Raw genomic sequence first — 18,965 nt, 5'->3', positions numbered from 1 at the left:
CGCCGCCAGATCGGTATCCTGGAGGATGGCGGCACCATCGATCAGGAAACCCGTCTCTTCGACCCGAACAAGGGCGAGACGCGGTCCATGCGCACCAAGGAGGATGCGCATGACTATCGCTATTTCCCCGATCCGGATCTGCTGCCGCTTGAATTCGACGACGCCTTTGTCAGTGATCTTGCTCAGTACCTGCCGGAACTGCCCGACGACAAGAAAGAGCGTTTCGTCCGCGAACTCGGTCTCTCTATCTACGATGCCTCCGTGCTCGTCTCGGAAAAGGCGATCGCCGATTATTTCGAAGCCGTTGCCGAAGGCCGCGACGGCAAGGCAGCGGCCAACTGGGTCATCAACGATCTGCTCGGCGCGCTCAACCGCACCGGCAAGGATATCGAGGAAACGCCCGTTTCTCCGGCCCAGCTCGGCGCCATCATCGACCTCATCAAGGCCGAGACCATCTCCGGCAAGATCGCCAAGGATGTTTTCGAAATCATCCTCAACGAAGGCGGCGATCCCGCCGAGATCGTCGAAAGCCGCGGCCTCAAGCAGGTGACGGATACCGGCGCCATCGAGAAGGCCGTCGATGAGATCATCGCCGCCAATCCGGATCAGGTCGCCAAGGTCAAGGCCAAGCCGACGCTTGCCGGCTGGTTCGTCGGTCAGGTCATGAAGGCGACTGGTGGCAAAGCCAATCCGCAGGCCGTTCAGGCCCTCGTCAAGGCTAAGCTCGGCATCGAGGAAGAATAAGCCAACGGCCTTAGCCGAACAGCGTGGAGCGGTGTTCGGAAGGCCGATACCGCGAGGAGAAGGTCTTGGTTTATTTCGTCCGAACGGCTGGCGAGCGCGATCTGGAGAAGGTCCGCGCCCTGTTGGTCGAGAGCTTCCATGCGGCTTATGATACGAGCCATGGCGTTGCAAAGGTCAACGAATTGATCGCTCATCTCTTTTCGCTGGCTGCGCTGAAGGCGCGGCTGACGAAGAAGAGTGCCGAATTTCTCGTCGCCGATGACGGCCGAGACATCGGCGGCATGGGTTATGCGGCCATGTCATCCGAGATGACGAAGACCGTCATGCTGCATCTCCTCTATGTAAAGCCGGATCTGCAGCGCCAGGGGATCGGCCGCGATATCTTCGCGGAGCTGGAAACCTGCTTCCCGGACGCGGAAATCATGCGGCTGGAAGTCGAGGTTCAGAACCACGAAGCCATCCATTTCTATACGCGGCTCGGTTTCGTCGAAGCCGGACGCAATGAGAACAGTGGCCCCGGCCTGTCCGGCATTCCGACGCTGGTTTTGGAGAAGGCGCTCGAGCTCCACTGATATGGCATCAGGCGACATTATCATCCGCGAAGCACGTGAAGCCGATCTGCCGGCTTTGGTCGCCATGTTTGCTGCCGATCCGCTCGGCGGCCATGGGGATACGAGTGATCCGGAGGCCTATCCGGATTACGCCCGCGCCTTTGCGGGGATCGCGGCGTCTCCCAACCAGACGCTTTATGTTGCCGAACGGGACGCTGACGTCGTCGGCACCTTTCAGACGATAATCACCACCTCGCTCAACGCACGCGGCTCATCCGCCATGATCATTGAGGCGGTGCAGACGCGCGCCGACCTGCGCGGGCAGGGGATCGGCGCGCGGATGATCGAATTTGCCATTGCCGAGGCGAAAGGTCGCGGCGTGCGGCTCGTCCAGCTGACATCGAATGCGGTGCGCAAGGATGCCCATCGTTTCTATGAAAGACTGGGCTTCAAGCCGTCGCATCTCGGTTTCAAGATGGCTCTGAAATGACCGCAGTTTCGGCGGGAATCGCTGGACAATTCAGCTTGGCGGCGGCATAAGCGAAAAAGCCTATCTGCTTTCGTCCGCGTCCTGCGGCCACGAGGAAAAGACATGATCAAGTTCCTGCTGCACACCTTCACCTGGTGGAACAATTACACTTTCGGCACGCTGTTCGCCCTTCGCGGCTTCAAGCGCGTTGGTGAAGATGAGTTGGGCAATGTCTATTACGAAGGCGGTCTTTCCTCCTACGGCCTGCCGAAGCGCTGGGTGATCTACAAGGGTTATGCGGAAGCTTCCGCCATTCCTCCGGGCTGGCACGGCTGGATGCATCACCGAACCGACGTTCCGCCGTCCAAGGAAAACTACGTCGCCAAGGAATGGCAGAAGCCGCACCGCGCCAACCCCACGGGTTCGCCGCAGGCTTACCGTCCGCCGGGTTCGCTCTCGGTTGCCGGCGAACGTCCGCGCGTGACTGGCGACTACGACGCATGGACGCCGGGCAACTGAGCGTCGAGCATCTGATGGCGGGTCCTGCCCCGCGCTTTGGCCACAATTGACCTTTACCCGCAGGTTGGCCGCAATCGCTGCGGCCATGAACCTGATATGTGCTGGAGACGGGTAGATATGAAGCTTTCCCTGCGAAACACGGTCCTGCCGGCTGCGGGAGCTGTATCGCTGTTGGCGCTTTCCACCGGGCTTCTTTCAAATCAGGCACAGGCTGCCCGTATCGACAACCCGGTCGCCGTTTTCTCCGGCCTCGACAAGATCACCGGCCGCATCACCACTTTCGACGTCTATGTCAACGAAACGGTCCAGTTCGGCGCCCTGCAAGTGACGCCGAAAGCCTGCTATTCGCGCGATCAGTCGGAAGCCCAGAAGATCGACGGTTTCGTCGAAGTCGACGAGATCACGCTGGACCGCAAGATCCGCCGCATCTTCACCGGCTGGATGTTTGCCGACAGCCCCGGCCTCAACGCCGTCGAGCATCCGATCTACGACGTCTGGCTGAAGGACTGCAAACAGAACTCGGACGTGCCGCCTCCGGACAGCGCCGGCGCAAAGTAAAAGCGGACGCTTGCAGCAAGATGACCGCTACGCAGGTGTCTTACACAAGAGCTGTCGATAAGACTCGCCCCCAGACGGTCGCTATGCGTTGGGCGTTTTCTTTCCTGTGAAGAGCCTCTTCACAAAGCTGACCGCCCCGCCAAACACCACAAATACCAGAATCCAGGCCTTCTTGAGAAAGACGGCGGCGATGGCCAGCAATCCGACCTTCGCGGCCACCTTGGCGCCTGCGCCGGCAGCGATCATGCCCGCCATCCCGTAGGCAGCGATCTTGTCGCCATCCACGTAGTCGCTGTAGTTCTTCCCCTTATCGAACTGCACGAGCTTGGTGACCGTCGGGATAGCCGCCTCGATTTCTTTCAGCTGGGCAAGGCCGGCGATGAAATCAAACTCCAGGACACCTTCACGCCCGAGCACGCGGACGGAATAGTTCAGCGTGTGGTCTGCCTTCATGTCGTCACCGAACAGCAGATCGCGTGCCCAGTGCAGCGCATGCGCGGGCTTGTCGTAGTGCGGGGTGGAAGCCCAGCCGATCAGAGTGATCCTCGGAAATCCCTGTTTCTGGCGCTCCTCATTGTTCTCGCTGATAGAATCCTTGATGTTCTGCAGCAGTTCACCATAGTCCGTGGTCTCTGCATCCGCATCCGAAACATAACCATCCGCCTTGTACTCGACGATCGAGCCCCAGGATCCGGCATCCACCGGCGTATACTGGACCGGGAATATCATTCCGAGCGTTCCTGTAGCCGCAGCGGGAGGATTGCCCCAGATATCGACGAGCACGGTTTTCGTATCCTCAGGGCTGAGATAATAAAACCCGTCGGGTACGTTCAGCGTCGCCTTTGCAGCCGGCAGCTTGATCGCGCCTTGCTGGAAGTCGAGCTTCTCCAGAAGCGGCTTTTCTTCATCGGAAAAGTCCGTTCTGTTCGGAAACATTTCCTGATAGGGGCGGGCATCGGCCGCTCCGGCAGCCAGGGCAAACAGCATTGCGGCCGCAAAATATAGCTTCAAAATTCTATCCTCCGGTTTGATTCCAAGCCTAATAAAATCGGCCAAGAAATCAACGCTAGGATGAAAAATTCAACCTTAAAACTTTAGGTGTGGCGATTCCATCGCGGCGGCAAGCATCAGTGCATAGTCCGCCTTAGGCACGTCGAGCGCTCCGAATGTCTTTAGGTGCTCTGTCGTAAACTGCGTGTCGAGCAGTGTGAAATGCTGCCGCCGCAGGTGCTCGACGAGATGCACGAGACAGATTTTGGAAGCGTCGGTCCGCCGCGAAAACATGCTTTCGCCGAAGAAGGCGGAGCCGAGCGACACACCATAGAGCCCACCGACGAGTTTACCGTCATCCCAGGCTTCGACGGAATGCGCATGACCCATACGGTGCAGGGCCGAATAGAGTGTCCTGATGGTCTCGTTGATCCAGGTGCTCGGGCGATCGGATGTCTCGCTTGCACAGGCGGTAATCACAGCATCGAAGTCGCTGTTGAAGCGAATGTCGAATTGCTTCTGCCGGACCGTCTTTCGAAGACTTTTGGAAACGTGAAAACGATCGTCCAGCGGGAGGACGCCGCGGACATCAGGCTCGACCCAGAATATCTCCGGATCGTCGGCGGACTCGGCCATCGGAAAAAGGCCAATCGAATAGGCGCGCAGGAGGATTTCCGGGGTAATACCTGGTGATTTCCTGCGCGCTCCTGCCATTCCTGTCCTGTGCTGCCGATCAGCCGTTGGCGAGATACTTTTCCAGCCAATGGATATCATAATCGCCGTTGGCGATATCCTGGTTGGAAACGAGATCCTGGAACAGTGGCAGCGTCGTCTTGATTCCGTCAACGACAAATTCATCGAGCGCACGGCGCAGGCGCATCATGCATTCGACGCGCGTACGGCCGTGAACGATCAGCTTGCCGATGAGGCTGTCGTAGTAAGGCGGGATCTTGTAGCCCTGATAGGCGCCGGAATCGATGCGCACGCCAAGTCCACCCGGTGCATGGAAATGCGTAATCGTGCCGGGCGAGGGCACGAAGGTGCGTGCGTCCTCGGCATTGATGCGGCATTCGATGGCGTGGCCGTGGAAGTGTACTTCATCCTGCGTGACCGAGAGCCCGCCGCCGGAGGCAACGCGGATCTGCTCATGCACGAGGTCGATGCCGGTGATGGCTTCGGTAACCGGGTGCTCCACCTGCAGGCGGGTGTTCATTTCGATGAAATAGAACTCGCCGTTTTCGTAGAGGAATTCGATCGTGCCGGCGCCGCGATATTTCAGCTTCATCATGGCGTCGGCGCAGGTCTGGCCGATCTTCATCCGCTGTTCGACATTGAGAGCTGGAGAATTGGCTTCTTCCCAGACCTTCTGGTGACGGCGCTGCAGCGAGCAGTCGCGTTCGCCAAGATGGATCGCATTGCCCTCGCCATCGCCGAACACCTGAATTTCGATGTGGCGCGGCTTTTCGAGATACTTTTCCATGTAGACGGCGTCGTTGCCGAAAGCAGCGGCTGCTTCGGTGCGGGCCGTCGACCATGCCTCGATCAGATCGGCCTCGGTCTTGGCGACCTTCATGCCGCGTCCGCCGCCGCCGGCCGTTGCCTTGATCAGCACCGGATAGCCGATTTCGGCTGCCGTCTTCAGTGCATCCTCTTCGGTCTTCACTTCGCCATCGGAGCCGGGAACGACCGGGATGCCGAGTTCCTGGGCCGTGGTCTTGGCGGTGATCTTGTCGCCCATGATGCGGATATGTTCCGCCGTCGGGCCGATAAAGGTGATGCCGTGCGCTTCGAGGATATCGGCGAACTTGGCGTTTTCCGACAGGAAGCCGTAACCCGGATGCACGGCGTCAGCGCCGGTGATTTCGCAGGCTGCGACGATCTGATGAATATTGAGATAGCTTTCGCGCGACGGCGGCGGGCCGATGCACACACTCTCATCGGCAAGGCGCACATGCATGGCGTCGGCATCGGCCGTCGAATGCACGGCAACACTTGCAATGCCGAGCTCCTTGCAGGCGCGCAGCACGCGAAGGGCGATCTCGCCGCGATTGGCTATGAGGATCTTCGAAATCATTGGCAAAGCCTTATTCGACGACGACGAGCAGCTGGCCGTATTCGACGGGCGAACCGTCTTCGACAAGGATTTCCGTGACCTTGCCGGACTTCGGCGAGGGGATCTGGTTCATCGTCTTCATCGCTTCGATGATGAGGAGCGTCTGGCCTTCCTTGACGGTGGCGCCAACTTCGATGAACGCGCGCGCCCCCGGTGCCGGAGCCATATAGACCGTGCCGACCATCGGCGCGTTGACCGTATTGGCCGGGTTACGGCCGGCTGCTACCGGAGCGGCGGCGGCCGGGGCTGCTGCGATCGCTGCAGGCGCCGCATAGGCAGGGCCTGCGATCGGTGCCTGGATGTACTGGGGCGTGCCTGCGCGCGAAACGCGGATACGCAGATCTTCCTGTTCGACTTCGATCTCGGTCAGATCCGTGTCCTTGAGGATGTTGGCGAGATCGCGGATCAGTGCCTGATCGATACCGGATTTCTTTTCAGCCATGAGTGTTGCCCTGTCTTCTTCTTATGCCGTGATGTTCTTCAGCGCGTGCAGCGCCAGGATGTAGCTGTGAGGCCCGAAGCCGCAGATCACGCCCTTGCATGCGGGTGCGATCATCGACTTGTGGCGGAATTCTTCCCGCGCATGCACGTTGGATATGTGGAGCTCGATGACGGGAATGGAAATGGCACGGATCGCATCATGCAGCGCGACCGACGTATGCGTATAGGCGCCCGCATTGATGGCAACGCCGACGGCCTTTTCATCCGCTTCGTGGAACCAGTCCACCAGCGTGCCTTCGTGATTGCTTTGGCGGAAGTCGATGTCGAAGCCGAGTTCGCGGCCCGCAGCCTTGCAGTCCGCCTCTATGTCCTTGAGCGTCTTGCCGCCATAGATGCCAGGTTCTCGCTTGCCCAGCATATTCAGGTTGGGCCCGTTCAGGACAAAAATCGTTTGCGTCATCGAATGTTCCGTTTGGCGCACCGGCTCTTGATCCTCTCGGGATCAAGCGACCGCTACGCGGTTCACTATATTCATCGCGTCCTGTGCCAGCCTATCGGCAGCAAAGGCACGGGAATGCGCGAGCGCCACCTATAGACTCCACGCGGGCTTATTGAAAGCCCTTACAGAATCGACAGGGGACGTCGCGCCATGTTTGTCCACATGGCTGAAACGCTTCGATTTAGGCGATTTGATGAGTGCGGGTTCAGCAGCTCGTCTTGCCGCAGGCCCGCATGTTCTTCACCTTGGCTTCAAGATCGTCGATGCCGACGGCGCCGGGCACCATTTCGTTGCCGATCACATAAGACGGTGTACCGCTGATGCCGAGATTGGCGGCGAGCTGATAGGTCGCCTGCACGATGTCATCGTTCGGGCTCTTTTTCATCTCCGCGCGGATCTTGTCTTCGCTGACGCCGAGAGAGGAGGCGACCTGGATTGCGGTGTCCTCGGAGGCGCGGCCATCGCTGCCAAGCAGCGCGACGTGGAAATCGCTGTACTTTTCAGGCGCAAGCCGGCGGAAGGCATCCGCCACGCGATGTGCCGCGACCGAATCCGGTCCGAGAATCGGGAACTCCTTCAGCACGAAGCGGACATTCTTGTCCTTCTTCAGGAGCGCCTGCATGTCGGGCAGGGCGTGACGGCAATAGGTGCAGTTATAGTCGAAGAACTCGACGACGGTGACATCGCCCTTAGGGTTGCCGAGTGTGACGTCATTCTTGGAATCGAAGATGCCGTCGGTATTGTTCTCGATGGCCATGGTGGCCTTCACCTGCTGGGCCATCTGCTGCTTTTTCTGCAGCGCGTCCTGCACCTCGAGCATGATCTCCGGGTTTTCGATCAGATACTGCTTGATGAATTCACCCAGTTCCTTCTTCTGCTGGTCGTCGAATGCAAATGCCTGAGCCGGAAGGGCGATGGAGGCTGCAAGCGCCAGCGCGGTGAGCGTTTTGGAGAAGAAGGCCATGGTATCCTCGTCGTCGGCTGATGGGTTTTCGAACGAAAAATACCATCGCCGGGTTAATGGGCTTGGATGCGTCCGCATCAAATTACGGCGCGTCGGGCCGCCATCAAACAGGAATTTTCCTCCGATCCAAGCCCTCGCGGGATTGTGATGAGCCGATTATTGCGGCAATTGTCTGGCCTTTATCTGAAGCCAGGCAGGAAGTGATCGTGTTTTCCATATCGAAACGCAGCGAAGTCGAACCATTCCACGCCATGGATGTTCTGGCCGAAGCGACGAAGAGACGGGCAGGCGGTCACCCTGTCATTTCCATGGCTGTCGGCCAGCCCTCGCATCCCGCACCCCAGACAGCCCTTGAGGCCGCCCGCGCAGCGCTTGCCGAAGGGCGCATCGGCTATACGGATGCGCTCGGCACAGCACGGCTGAAACATGCGCTCGCCTGGCACTATCGCGATCGCCACGGTCTCGAGATCGATCCCGTCCGCATCGCCATCACAACCGGCTCGTCGGCGGCCTTCAATCTCGCCTTCCTGTCGCTTTTTGATGCCGGCGATGCGGTTGCCATTGCCCGGCCGGGCTATCCTGCCTATCGCAACATCCTCGGCGCCCTCGGCCTCAATGTGGTCGAAGTGCCCGTCACATCAGAAACGCATTTCACGCTGACGCCCGAAAGCCTGGAAGCGATCCAGAAGGAAAAGGGCGTGAAGCTGAAGGGCGTGCTACTTGCAAGCCCCGCAAATCCGACCGGTACGGTGACCGGCCGCGAAGGCCTGAAGGCGCTTGCCGCCTATTGCGATGCCAATGACATCGCCTTCATCTCCGACGAGATTTATCACGGCCTCACCTTCGCAGGCGAAGAGACGACCGCGCTGGAGCTGACGGACGAGGCGATCGTCATCAACTCCTTCTCTAAATATTATTGCATGACCGGCTGGCGCATCGGCTGGATGGTGCTGCCTGAGCGGCTGGTGCGCCCGATCGAGCGCGTCGCCCAGAGCCTCTATATTTCGCCGCCGGAGCTTTCGCAGATCGCAGCCACCGCAGCGCTCGGCGCCAGCGAGGAACTGGATCGCGTCAAGGCAAGTTATGCCGCCAATCGCGAACTGCTGCTCGACCGGCTGCCGAAGATCGGCCTTGCGCCGGCGTCGCCCATGGACGGCGCCTTCTACGCCTATGTCGACGTATCGCGCTTCACCAATGACAGCATGGATTTCGCGCGCCGCATGCTGGCAGAAATCAATGTCGCCGCGACACCCGGCCTCGATTTCGATCCGGTAGAAGGACCGCGTACGCTTCGCATGTCCTACGCCGGTTCAGAAGCCGAGATCGCCGAGGCGGTAGAGCGCATCGGCGTATGGCTGAAATAGGCGAGGCCTAGGTCCGATATTCGGGCGCCTGCCGGTCGAGAACACGCCTGACGCTTTCGAGATGCAGGCGTGCACTTTCCGGATCGCCTTCGCGCATCTGCTTTGCCGCCTGTTCAGCAATCTCTTCGGATACCGGCACCAGCCGGCGTCCGGTGCTCATCGCCTTGAGCTGAACCTCTGCGGCGCGCTCCAGATAGTAGAGATCGTCCCAGGCTTCGGCGATGTTTGGCGCGCAGACCATGACGCCATGGTTCTTCATGAACAGGATGTCCTTGTCGTCGAGCACGGCGGCGATCCTGTCGCCCTCACGTTCATCGAGCGCCAGTCCGTTATAGTTCTCGTCGACGGCGACGCGGCCATAGAATTTCAGTGCGGTCTGTCCGGCCCAGATGAAGGGATCGCCCTCGACCATGCTGAGCGCTGTCGCATTCGGCATATGCGTGTGGAAGGCCGCACCGACGCGCGGCGACATCTTGTGCAGGCGGGCATGGATGAAGAAGGCAGTTGCTTCAGGCACGCCGTCGCCGGCAATGACGTTGCCTTCAAAATCGCAGATCAGCAGTGATGAGGCAGTCGCCTCCTGAAAGGCCCAGCCGAGCCTGTTGACGAGAAAGAGATCGGGATGGCCGGGCACGACGGCCGAGAAATGGTTGCAGATGCCTTCCTCAAGCCCGAGCCGCGCGGCCATTCGAAGGCACGCCGCCAGATCGACACGCGCCTGCCAGATCTCGTCGGCATCGAGCGGCAGATTGCGCAATATCGCCGGATGTGCCTTCGCCAGGTTCAGTTCATGGGCCATGTCTTGTCTCCTATCGCGTCAATTACATCCAGCTGTTTGCGGCAAAAAGACCGGGTACCTTGTCGAGCGTCGGCACGATCTCGTTGGGGCGGTAGTCGCTGAGCGGTTTCCGTCCCGTGCCACGATCGACCCAGATCGCACGAAAACCGAGTTCTCGTGCGGCGGCAAGGTCAAGGTGCGGGCTGGCGCAGATATGCACGAGATCATCCATGCCGATGCCGAGCGTTTTCCAGGCATGCTGGAAGATTTGCGGCGAGGGCTTGTAGGCTTCCGCCTGCTCCGCCGTGATCACCCGGTCAACGAAACCACCGAGCTGCGCGACATTGCCGGCAATGATCGCGTCGTCCGTATTGGAAATAATGGCAAGCCGGAAACCGGCAGCTTTCAGCTTGCCGAACGTTTCTACCACTTCCGGGAATGGCGGCATCCGGCCGATAGAGGATGTCAGCAGATCGGCATCGGCGGTGTCGAATGGCAGGCCGAACTCCTTCATGGCTAGCTCCAATGCGAGAGCCGTGACTTGGCTGAAGGATCGGTGCGGCTTTTGTTGTTCCAGTTCATGCTCGTACCGGTCATAGACGGCAATGAAGGCAGCCTGGTCGATATCGCGGCCTTTGGCCGACAGGATCGTGTCCATAGCGGCAAGCAGGCCTTCATCCCATTGAATCAGCGTACCGTAGCAATCAAAGGTCAGCCAGGTTGGTCGGTTTCCGGGAAGGGTCATCTCTCATCTCCATGATTTGCCTCATGTTGACAAAGAACAGCATCATTGAGAAATTAAATGTGATAATTACCAGCAGTGGAAAATCGAATGAGCTTCGCCTTCGACCTCGATCTTCTCCGAACCTTCGCGGCGGTCGTCGATGCCGGCGGTTTCACGCGGGCGGCTGAGCGTGTTCACCTTACTCAGTCCACCATCAGCCAGCAGATCAAAAAGCTCGAGGCCAATATCGGCCACACCCTGCTTCTGCGCGACAAGTCGACGGGCGGCATCCAGACAACGGAGGAGGGCGAAATTCTCTTGAGTTATGCCCGACGCTTGCTGGCGACGGCAGAAGAGGCAATGGACGTCATGCGCAAGCCCGCTGCGCCCAAGACCGTCAGGCTCGGCGTTCCCGAGGATTTTGCCGGCCGCAGGCTCATCGATCTTCTCTCCGGTTTTTCCGCTGCCTCACCGCATATAAGGCTCGACACCGTCAGCGGCTGGAGCGTCGAGCTTCGCCGCCTTCTCGATACGGGTGAAATCGATCTGGCACTGATCAAGCGGGAACCCGGTGATGGTGCCTGTCTGGCGAGTTGGAAGGAGGAACTGGTCTGGGTCGAGAGCACGCGCCGACTGGTTCGGGACGAGCCTGTCCCGCTTGCAGTTTTTCCGGTCGGCTGCATCTACAGAGAGAGGGCGATCCGCTTCATCGAGCGCAGCGGAAGGCGCTGGCGCATCGCCTATACGAGCCAGGGTTTGATGGGAGTACAGGCGGCTGTCGCCTCTGGCCTCGGCATCAGCCTGCTGCCGTCGGATGCCGTCTTGCCTGAACATCGCCAGCTTGGAGCGGCAGACGGGTTCGATCCGCAGCCGGCATCCGAACTTGCGCTCGTGAGAGGAAAGACGCGTCTCTCAGTGGAGAGCCGGTCGCTCGCCGATTTCCTCGCGGCCAATCTTTAGGTGCGCGAGGAGAAGAGCGAAGCGAGCGTCGAAGCCGGCTTGTTGTTCATCCGCGGCACGACAACGAGCTGCCTGATGTCTCCACGTTGGTAGGCGGCTAGGAAACGCTTGTAATCCTTGAAGGAAATGCAGCCGTTGGAATCGCCGTTCTTGCCGAGCATATAGGTGTGCGCCAGCAGACCGACACGGTTGAAGATCGCATCCGAACCCTGCACCGGCGTCAGGCGAATGGCTGCCACACCATGGAACAGGGCTTCGCGCATCGTCAGGTTATAGGTGTGCGGCGGCGTCGGTCCGCGCATTTTCTGATCAATATAACGCGGGTTGTCACGCATCTTGCCGAGACCGGAATGGGCCTCCAGCCGCTCGCCGTTCGGCAGGTAGACGGTAGCGTTTTCAATGTCGTAGATCGCCACACCGGCGCGCAAGCGCGGCGTAAAGACCGGCTTGTCATAGCGCGGCACCGCATCGTCTTGATCATCTTCGATCGGCGAGTTCGGCTTGGCATAGGCAAGCACAGGCTCGGCAGTACGCTGCGAACCCTTGGAGGCAGGCGCCGGCTTACCGACGAGGCCATCGGGCCGCGCCATCGGCAGCGGTACGGAATCCTCATCTGGGGCGAGAACCAGGTCGAAAGGCCGCGCACCATCGTCCGCCTCGGCAACCTCCATCTCGGCCGGCTTGTTGGCGGCGAGAGCAGCAGCTGGGGTCGCCGGCGGCAGCTCGACGGGAGCGGGCATGACGCGCGGGCCGGCGTCGGCTAGAGCGAGCATAGCTGGCATTTCGGCCGCAGCGACTGCCTCCTTCGACGGGATAATGATCCGGTCGGCGTCATCCTCGGCAGGCGTGGCGGCGGTTTGGGCGACGGCTGCCACCGCCTTGACGGTGTCTTCCTTGTTGAAGCGCGGATTGTCGGAGACGGCCACCGGCTGAAGTTCCGCGACGGCAATGGGGAGGCGATTGGTCTTGGCGAGTGCGAGCTTTGCGCTCGATGCCGCCGAGGTCTTCTCGGCGTGAGACTGGATAATCTGAGCCGTCAACGGCATGACCGGCTTGGCATCGAATGCTGCGAGTCGCGAAGCCTTGTTGACATGGATAAGCCGCTCATGCGTGACGGCAACAGGCGTTGGCCTTGGTGCTGCTGTGACCGGAGCGATCTCCTTCGGTGAGGAGAAGGGCATCGATACAGATTGCATTGTCGCAACCGTGCCGATAAGCCACGTGGAGGTCAAAAATCCGGCTACTGCGATGCCGGTGAGTAAACCACGGGATCTGCCCGAACGAACAGCGGATCCGCCAAAAGGGGCGACGTTATTGAACGTCCCTATCGCAAACGCCATACTCTACTCGTCTTCCAAAACGCGCTACGCAGGCCGGCAGCACTGACTTACTGATCTTTGCCGGAGCCGCTAACTGCCCAAAAAGGCCGAATTTTGGCCCATTCGCGACAAGCGACCGTTTCTTAAGGATGACGAACTATGGTTTCCAATTGGTTTACAGGTGTGGAGTTCTGCTTCGATTGTCGCGAAAAGAGACGTATTATTTTAGAAAAAGCTATTTTTCAAAGGCTTGCCGCGATCGATATGTCACCGCTCGGTGAGGGCGACCAGGCGGCGGGAAATCTTTGTGCTTTCAGCTGCGCGCCATCACATAGCTGCCGGGAGCTTCCTCGATCGCATTGAGTGCTGCTCCACCCACCTTGCGGGCAGCCACACGCTCGCCGGTTTGTGACTCGATCCACGCATGCCAGTGCGGCCACCACGAACCCCTCGTCTCCTTTGCCTTGGCAAGCCATGCATCATAGTCGCCCTTGGCCGGGCCGCCGGTCCAGAACTGATACTTGTGCTTGTCCGGTGGGTTGACGACACCGGCAATATGGCCGGAGCCAGCAACCACGAACTGCACCTTGCCGCCGAAGAACTGGCTGCCGAGGAAGACGGAATTTGCCGGCGCAATGTGATCCTCGCGGGTCGCGAGATTGTAGATGGGTATCTTGACGTCCTTCAGCGACAAGGTCTTGCCGTCGAGGACCATCTCATCTTTGGTCAGCGCATTTCTGAGATAGCAGTTGCGCAGGTAGAAGGCATGGTTGGCCGCCGCCATGCGGGTCGAATCCGCATTCCAGAACAACAGGTCGAAGGGCAGGGGCTCCTGGCCTTTCAGGTAGTTGTTGACGAAATAGGGCCAGATGAGCTCGCTCGCCCTGAGCATGTTGAATGCCGTCGACATGCGCGAGCCGTCGAGGTAGCCGATCTCCTGCATATGCGCTTCCAGCGCCTGGAGCTGCTCCTCGTCGACAAAGACCTTCAGGTCGCCGGCATGGGTGAAATCGACCTGGGTGGTGAAGAGCGTCGCACTCTTGATGCGCTTATTCTTTTCCTTGGCGTGCAGGGCAAGGGTTGCGGCAAGCAGCGTGCCGCCGACGCAATAGCCGATGGCGTTGACTTCCTTCTCGCCGGTCGCCTTCTCGACCGTTTCGAGTGCGAAATCGACGCCTTCCCTTGCGTAAGCCGTCCAGTCCTTCAGCGCATGGCGGTTATCCGGATTGACCCAGGAGATGACGAAGACGGTATGTCCCTGGTCCACGCACCATTTGATGAAGGATTTCTGCGGGTTGAGATCAAGGATGTAGAATTTGTTGATCCACGGCGGGCAAATCAGCAGTGGCCGTTTGAGCACGGTTTCCGTCGATGGCTCGTATTGGATGACCTGGCAGATTTCGTTCTGGGCGATCACCTTGCCCGGCGTCAGCGCCATGTCGCGGCCGACGGCGAATTTGGTCATGTCGGTCTGGCGCAGGCGCAGTTCGCCGCGACCGGCAATGATATCCTCGGTCAGCATCTTCATGCCGCGCACGAGGTTTTCGCCGCTCGTTGCGATCGTCTCCCGGTAGACCTGCGGATTTGTCACCACGAAATTGGTAGGCGAGAGCGCTGCCGTAATCTGCTTCACATAGAAGCCGGCCTTGTGCTTGGTGTGCTCGTCCAGCCCTTCGGTCTCGGCAACCAGCTTTTCAGCCCAGTCGGCGGTCACGAAATAGACCTGCTTTAAAAATTCGAAGAAGGGATTCTTCTGCCAGTCTTCGTCGGCGAAACGCTTATCCACGCGTGTGATCGGTTCCGCTGCCAGCGGGCTGCCCTGCATCCTCTGCATGGAGTTCATCCATATGCCGAAGAACGAGCTCATCAGCTGTGTTTGCGCCTCGAAGGTTCGGCGCGGATCGGAAATCCAGTATTCCGTTACCTTGGAGAGCGTCTTCACCATATCGGTGACGGGTTCGACGACCGTGTCGGAGATTTCGCCGCGCTCACGCGGGCCGAGCCACGCCGAAGCTGCCTTGCCGAGGTTTTCGAGCGCACGAGCGACGTTCATCGCCATGGCCTCGGGATCCTTCAGGAGATAGGGATCGAGATCCTTGGCGTCGAAATCCACCTTGGCACCATTCTCCCGCTTGCTGTCGGTCACGCACTTCCTCCGGCGGCAGCATCCACTGTTCACTCGTTGTACATCTGCTGTGTTGAAGAAAACAAGTTCCGCGCGCTCGCTCTCATGCTATTGCTTTGTCGCTGCGACGAATTTAACAGTCGAAGCAGGCAGGATTGGATCATCAGGCATGACGACGACAGGCATTGGGCATATCGCGACCTTCACCCGCACCGCAGCAATCTGCGCGGCGGCCGCGGCCATGGCCATTGCGCTCGCCGGATGCAACAAGACCGCCGAGGAGAAGAAGGCTTTTGCCCAGCGCATGGCAGCGCCGACGGCAGTCGTGATGCCGGCCTCCAAGGGCGAGCCCGTTGAAGGCGGCCTTACCAAAAGCCGGGACGGCTACCCGTCGTTCGGTGCGCCACTGACGGCCGCCAATGTGCAGATGAGCGACGAACAGGCGGCCGAGCTTCAGCATCAGCTGACGGCCCTCAGCGCCAAGCGCCAGTCGGGTGCGATCTCGGAAGCGGAGTACCTGCGTCGCGTCGCCGAGATGCGCGCGCTTGCCGCCGACCACGGGGCCGCGACGCTCTCCGAAATCACCAAATAAGCCTTGCCTTTAAGGCGATTTGGACGCAAAGCCTTCCGGATGGATCGGAAGACACAATTTTCCCGATAATGCGCTTCATGCGCGGCCTCTCCGTCAAAGATTTGCCGCGCAGTTAAGTTGAAGAAGAATACGGCGCTGCGAGTCTGAAGCTCGTATCGCAGATGCCGGGAGACGGAACGAGCTTCGACAGCGGTCAGGTTGGCCGCATTTCCATGGGGAAAGAGATGGAAGAGTTTCACAAAGTCCGGCGTTTGCCGCCTTACGTTTTCGAACAGGTCAACCGTTTGAAAGCGAGCGCGCGAGCGGGCGGGGCCGATATCATCGATCTCGGCATGGGAAACCCTGACCTTCCGACCCCTCAGGCGATCGTCGACAAGCTCTGCGAGGTCGTTCAGGACCCGCGCACCCATCGTTATTCGTCTTCAAAGGGCATTCCCGGTCTGCGCCGCGCGCAGGCCGCCTATTACGCCCGGCGATTCGGCGTGAAACTGAACCCGGACACGCAGGTGGTCGCCACCCTCGGCTCCAAGGAAGGCTTCGCCAATATGGCGCAGGCCATCACCGCGCCGGGTGACGTTATCCTCTGCCCGAACCCGACCTATCCGATCCATGCTTTCGGCTTCCTGATGGCCGGCGGCGTGATCCGCTCCATGTCGGTCGAGCCGGATGAAAGCTTCTTCCCGCCGCTGGAACGGGCCGTCCGCCACTCGATCCCGAAGCCGCTGGCGCTGATCCTGAATTATCCGTCGAACCCGACTGCCTTCGTGGCAACGCTCGACTTCTACAAGGACGTCATCGCCTTCGCCAAGAAGCACGACATCATCGTGCTGTCGGACCTTGCCTATTCGGAAATCTATTTCGATGGCGAGCCGCCACCGTCGGTTCTGCAGGTTCCGGGCGCAATGGATGTGACGGTTGAATTCACCTCGATGTCCAAGACCTTCTCCATGCCCGGCTGGCGCATGGGTTTTGCGGTCGGCAACGAGCGGCTGATCGCGGCGCTGACGCGTGTGAAGTCCTACCTCGATTATGGCGCCTTCACGCCGATCCAGGTTGCCGCGACCCATGCCCTGAATGGCGACGGCTCCGACATTGCGGAAGTCCGCAACGTCTACAAGCGCCGCCGCGACGTCATGGTCGAAAGCTTCGGCAAGGCCGGCTTCGAAGTGCCGCCGCCGGCTGCCACCATGTTCGCCTGGGCGAAGATCCCGGAAAAGTTCCGTCATCTCGGCTCGCTGGAATTTTCGAAGCTTCTGGTCGAGAAGGCCGATGTTGCCGTTGCGCCGGGTATCGGTTTCGGCGAACAGGGCGACGACTACGTCCGTCTGGCGCTTGTCGAGAACGAACACCGTATCCGCCAGGCTGCGCGCAACATCAAGAAGTTCATGTCGACGGCAGACGAGACGATGCACAACGTCATCTCGCTCAACGCCCACCGTTAATTCCAACCTCGAAGACAGCCGCAGATTTGCGGCTGTCTTTCACTAGACATTTCAGGATCGATCCATGGCAGATGCCCTCAAAATCGGCATTGCGGGCTTGGGCACCGTTGGCGCCTCGCTTGTTCGCATCATCAGGCAGAAAAGCAATGAACTTGCAGTCACCTGCGGACGCCCGATTACGATTACGGCAGTTTCGGCGCGTGATCGCTCGAAGGACCGTGGTATCGATCTGACCGGCATCACCTGGTACGAACGTCCGGAAGAACTGGCCGAAAAGGCCGATATCGACGTGTTCGTCGAGTTGATCGGCGGTGCTGAAGGGGCTGCAAACGTGGCCGTTCGCGCCGCTCTTTCCCGTGGTCTCCATGTGGTGACCGCCAACAAGGCGCTGCTTGCCTATCACGGCGTCGAGCTTGCGACGATCGCGGAGGAGAAGGGCTCGCTCTTGAACTTCGAAGCGGCCGTTGCCGGCGGCATCCCTGTCATCAAGGCGCTGCGTGAATCGCTGACGGGCAACACGATCTCGCGCGTTTACGGCATCATGAACGGCACCTGCAACTACATCCTCACCAAGATGGAGAAGGAAGGCCTGTCCTTTGCCGATTGCCTGAAGGAAGCCCAGCGCCTCGGTTATGCCGAAGCCGATCCGGCTTTCGACATCGAAGGCAATGACACCGCCCACAAGCTTTCGATCCTGACGACGCTTGCCTTCGGCAACAGGATCGCTGCCGACGATATCTATCTCGAAGGCATCACCAATATCTCGATCGACGATATCCACGCCGCAGCCGACCTTGGCTACCGCATCAAGCTGCTCGGCGTCGCCCAACGCACGGATACCGGCATCGAACAACGCGTGCATCCGACCATGGTGCCGGTCGATTCCGTCATTGCCCAGGTCGATGGCGTCACCAATGCGGTCGCAATCGAATCCGATATCCTTGGCGAACTGCTGATGGTCGGCCCCGGCGCTGGCGGCAACGCCACGGCTTCTTCTGTGCTTGGCGATATCGCCGACATCGCCAAGAGCCAGCCGGGCGCCCAGCGCGTTCCTGTTCTCGGCCATCCCGCCAAGTCGCTTGAGACTTACCGCAAGGCGCAGATCCAGAGCCATGAGGGCGGCTATTTCATCCGCCTGACCGTTCTCGACCGCACCGGCGTTTTCGCCAGCGTCGCCACGCGCATGGCGGAAAACCAGATTTCGCTGGAATCGATCGTCCAGCGTTCCAAGCAGCATCTGGCGCCCTCGCACCACCAGACGATCATCCTCGTCACCCATGCGACGATGGAGGATTCGGTGCGCAAGGCGGTCGCCGCGATCAAGGAAGAAGGCTACCTCGTCGGCGAGCCGCAGGTGATCCGCATCGAGCGTCCCAAGGAAGAATCCTGACGCTTTGTTCCAATTTGGAACGGTTCAACCCGTCCGAGGTCGCTCGGACGGGTTTTCTGTTATTAATCAAAGCATTTCGCCGAATTTATATTAACAGATATGTAGATATAGATATAATCAACCTCGGAGCCGTTGGAGTCGCGGGTTGAGGAATATCGAGCATACGCATGATCATGTTCGGACGGAGATCGAAAACCCTCAGGCGGGCTTGCCGAAATCTGACCCTACGGCGCTTGGAGCAGCCTTCGAGCGCGAGGCGCCGCGAGGGCGCAATTGGGCCACGCTCCTGATCCTGCTTTCGATCCTCTTCGTCCAGCTGCTTGTTATCGGCTTGGTTATCTGGGCAATTTTCTGGTAATCCACAGGCTTGAAATCACCGCTTTGCTATCTGTCCTGCATCTGTAAAAAGGGCAGATGATGAAA

21 protein-coding genes are annotated in these 18,965 nt (G+C 59.6%); 11 read left to right on the top strand and 10 right to left on the bottom strand.

All coding sequences use genetic code 11. The annotated features are described in order from the left end of the window. The 5 genes from AC1DM5_RS03460 to AC1DM5_RS03440 form a co-directional block, all read left to right on the top strand. The coding region (locus tag AC1DM5_RS03460) for an Asp-tRNA(Asn)/Glu-tRNA(Gln) amidotransferase subunit GatB (RefSeq protein WP_477974582.1) at positions 1-744 on the top strand (744 nt) is incomplete at its 5' end. Positions 745-809: 65 nt separating this feature from the next. Further along, positions 810-1,316, top strand: coding sequence for an N-acetyltransferase family protein (locus AC1DM5_RS03455; RefSeq protein ID WP_477823846.1), 507 nt, complete (start codon positions 810-812; stop codon positions 1,314-1,316). Position 1,317: 1 nt separating this feature from the next. Then, on the top strand, positions 1,318-1,785 hold the full coding sequence (locus AC1DM5_RS03450) for an N-acetyltransferase family protein (RefSeq protein WP_477823845.1): 468 nt from the start codon (positions 1,318-1,320) through the stop codon (positions 1,783-1,785). A 102-nt stretch (positions 1,786-1,887) separates the two neighbouring features. Further along, positions 1,888-2,283: an NADH:ubiquinone oxidoreductase subunit NDUFA12 gene (locus tag AC1DM5_RS03445; protein ID WP_183804871.1), complete on the top strand. Its 396-nt coding sequence runs from the start codon at positions 1,888-1,890 to the stop codon at positions 2,281-2,283. Positions 2,284-2,400: 117 nt separating this feature from the next. Next, positions 2,401-2,841 carry a DUF2155 domain-containing protein gene (locus tag AC1DM5_RS03440; protein ID WP_477823844.1) on the top strand — a complete coding sequence of 147 codons (441 nt, stop codon included), beginning with the start codon at positions 2,401-2,403 and terminating at the stop codon, positions 2,839-2,841. A gap of 81 nt (positions 2,842-2,922) precedes the next feature. On the opposite strand, the gene AC1DM5_RS03435 is transcribed toward AC1DM5_RS03440, so the two are convergent. From AC1DM5_RS03435 to AC1DM5_RS03410, 6 genes are all read right to left on the bottom strand, one after another. Then, positions 2,923-3,852, bottom strand: a complete 930-nt coding sequence (locus tag AC1DM5_RS03435) for a DUF2167 domain-containing protein (RefSeq protein ID WP_477974580.1) — start codon at positions 3,850-3,852, stop codon at positions 2,923-2,925. A gap of 75 nt (positions 3,853-3,927) precedes the next feature. After that, entirely contained in the window at positions 3,928-4,545 is a 618-nt protein-coding gene (gene aat, locus AC1DM5_RS03430) for a leucyl/phenylalanyl-tRNA--protein transferase (RefSeq protein WP_477823842.1), read from the bottom strand. Between the two features lie 19 nt (positions 4,546-4,564). Further along, on the bottom strand, positions 4,565-5,905 hold the full coding sequence (gene accC / locus AC1DM5_RS03425; protein ID WP_477823841.1) for an acetyl-CoA carboxylase biotin carboxylase subunit: 1,341 nt from the start codon (positions 5,903-5,905) through the stop codon (positions 4,565-4,567). Between the two features lie 10 nt (positions 5,906-5,915). Next, a complete protein-coding gene (gene accB / locus AC1DM5_RS03420) occupies positions 5,916-6,386 on the bottom strand; it encodes an acetyl-CoA carboxylase biotin carboxyl carrier protein (RefSeq protein WP_113322399.1) in 471 nt (156 codons plus the stop codon). Between the two features lie 21 nt (positions 6,387-6,407). Next, positions 6,408-6,845 (bottom strand): type II 3-dehydroquinate dehydratase, encoded by a 438-nt coding sequence (gene aroQ / locus AC1DM5_RS03415; protein ID WP_007825196.1) that lies wholly within the window; start codon positions 6,843-6,845, stop codon positions 6,408-6,410. 244 nt (positions 6,846-7,089) lie between these two features. Then, positions 7,090-7,848 carry a DsbA family protein gene (locus tag AC1DM5_RS03410; RefSeq protein ID WP_477823840.1) on the bottom strand — a complete coding sequence of 253 codons (759 nt, stop codon included), beginning with the start codon at positions 7,846-7,848 and terminating at the stop codon, positions 7,090-7,092. 206 nt (positions 7,849-8,054) lie between these two features. On the opposite strand from AC1DM5_RS03410, the gene AC1DM5_RS03405 reads away from it, so the two are divergent. Continuing rightward, positions 8,055-9,212: a pyridoxal phosphate-dependent aminotransferase gene (locus AC1DM5_RS03405; RefSeq protein WP_477823839.1), complete on the top strand. Its 1,158-nt coding sequence runs from the start codon at positions 8,055-8,057 to the stop codon at positions 9,210-9,212. A 7-nt stretch (positions 9,213-9,219) separates the two neighbouring features. Here the strand turns inward: AC1DM5_RS03405 and AC1DM5_RS03400 are convergent, their stop codons facing one another. Together AC1DM5_RS03400 and AC1DM5_RS03395 are read right to left on the bottom strand one after the other, a co-directional pair. Continuing rightward, positions 9,220-10,011, bottom strand: a complete 792-nt coding sequence (locus AC1DM5_RS03400) for an aldolase (protein WP_477823838.1) — start codon at positions 10,009-10,011, stop codon at positions 9,220-9,222. A 22-nt stretch (positions 10,012-10,033) separates the two neighbouring features. Continuing rightward, a complete protein-coding gene (locus AC1DM5_RS03395; protein WP_477823837.1) occupies positions 10,034-10,735 on the bottom strand; it encodes a haloacid dehalogenase type II in 702 nt (233 codons plus the stop codon). A gap of 87 nt (positions 10,736-10,822) precedes the next feature. On the opposite strand from AC1DM5_RS03395, the gene AC1DM5_RS03390 reads away from it, so the two are divergent. Continuing rightward, positions 10,823-11,674 carry a LysR substrate-binding domain-containing protein gene (locus tag AC1DM5_RS03390; RefSeq protein WP_477823836.1) on the top strand — a complete coding sequence of 284 codons (852 nt, stop codon included), beginning with the start codon at positions 10,823-10,825 and terminating at the stop codon, positions 11,672-11,674. On the opposite strand, the gene AC1DM5_RS03385 is transcribed toward AC1DM5_RS03390, so the two are convergent. Together AC1DM5_RS03385 and phaC are read right to left on the bottom strand one after the other, a co-directional pair. Beyond that, on the bottom strand, positions 11,671-13,014 hold the full coding sequence (locus tag AC1DM5_RS03385) for a DUF2778 domain-containing protein (protein WP_477823835.1): 1,344 nt from the start codon (positions 13,012-13,014) through the stop codon (positions 11,671-11,673). The two genes, AC1DM5_RS03390 and AC1DM5_RS03385, sit on opposite strands and share 4 nt — an antisense overlap. A gap of 292 nt (positions 13,015-13,306) precedes the next feature. After that, positions 13,307-15,139: a class I poly(R)-hydroxyalkanoic acid synthase gene (gene phaC / locus AC1DM5_RS03380; protein WP_477823834.1), complete on the bottom strand. Its 1,833-nt coding sequence runs from the start codon at positions 15,137-15,139 to the stop codon at positions 13,307-13,309. 148 nt (positions 15,140-15,287) lie between these two features. On the opposite strand from phaC, the gene AC1DM5_RS03375 reads away from it, so the two are divergent. From AC1DM5_RS03375 to AC1DM5_RS03360, 4 genes are all read left to right on the top strand, one after another. Continuing rightward, a complete protein-coding gene (locus AC1DM5_RS03375) occupies positions 15,288-15,710 on the top strand; it encodes a hypothetical protein (RefSeq protein ID WP_477823833.1) in 423 nt (140 codons plus the stop codon). Between the two features lie 224 nt (positions 15,711-15,934). Then, positions 15,935-17,152: an LL-diaminopimelate aminotransferase gene (locus AC1DM5_RS03370; protein ID WP_007825161.1), complete on the top strand. Its 1,218-nt coding sequence runs from the start codon at positions 15,935-15,937 to the stop codon at positions 17,150-17,152. A 64-nt stretch (positions 17,153-17,216) separates the two neighbouring features. Further along, positions 17,217-18,542, top strand: a complete 1,326-nt coding sequence (locus tag AC1DM5_RS03365; protein ID WP_007825159.1) for a homoserine dehydrogenase — start codon at positions 17,217-17,219, stop codon at positions 18,540-18,542. A gap of 145 nt (positions 18,543-18,687) precedes the next feature. Further along, complete coding sequence (locus AC1DM5_RS03360) at positions 18,688-18,900, top strand: hypothetical protein (protein WP_477823832.1); 213 nt, start codon at positions 18,688-18,690, stop codon at positions 18,898-18,900. The last annotated feature ends 65 nt before the right edge of the window (positions 18,901-18,965 follow it).

This window comes from Rhizobium sp. 01T437, assembly GCF_056398505.1.
This window is presented reverse-complemented; position numbering and strand designations above follow the sequence as displayed.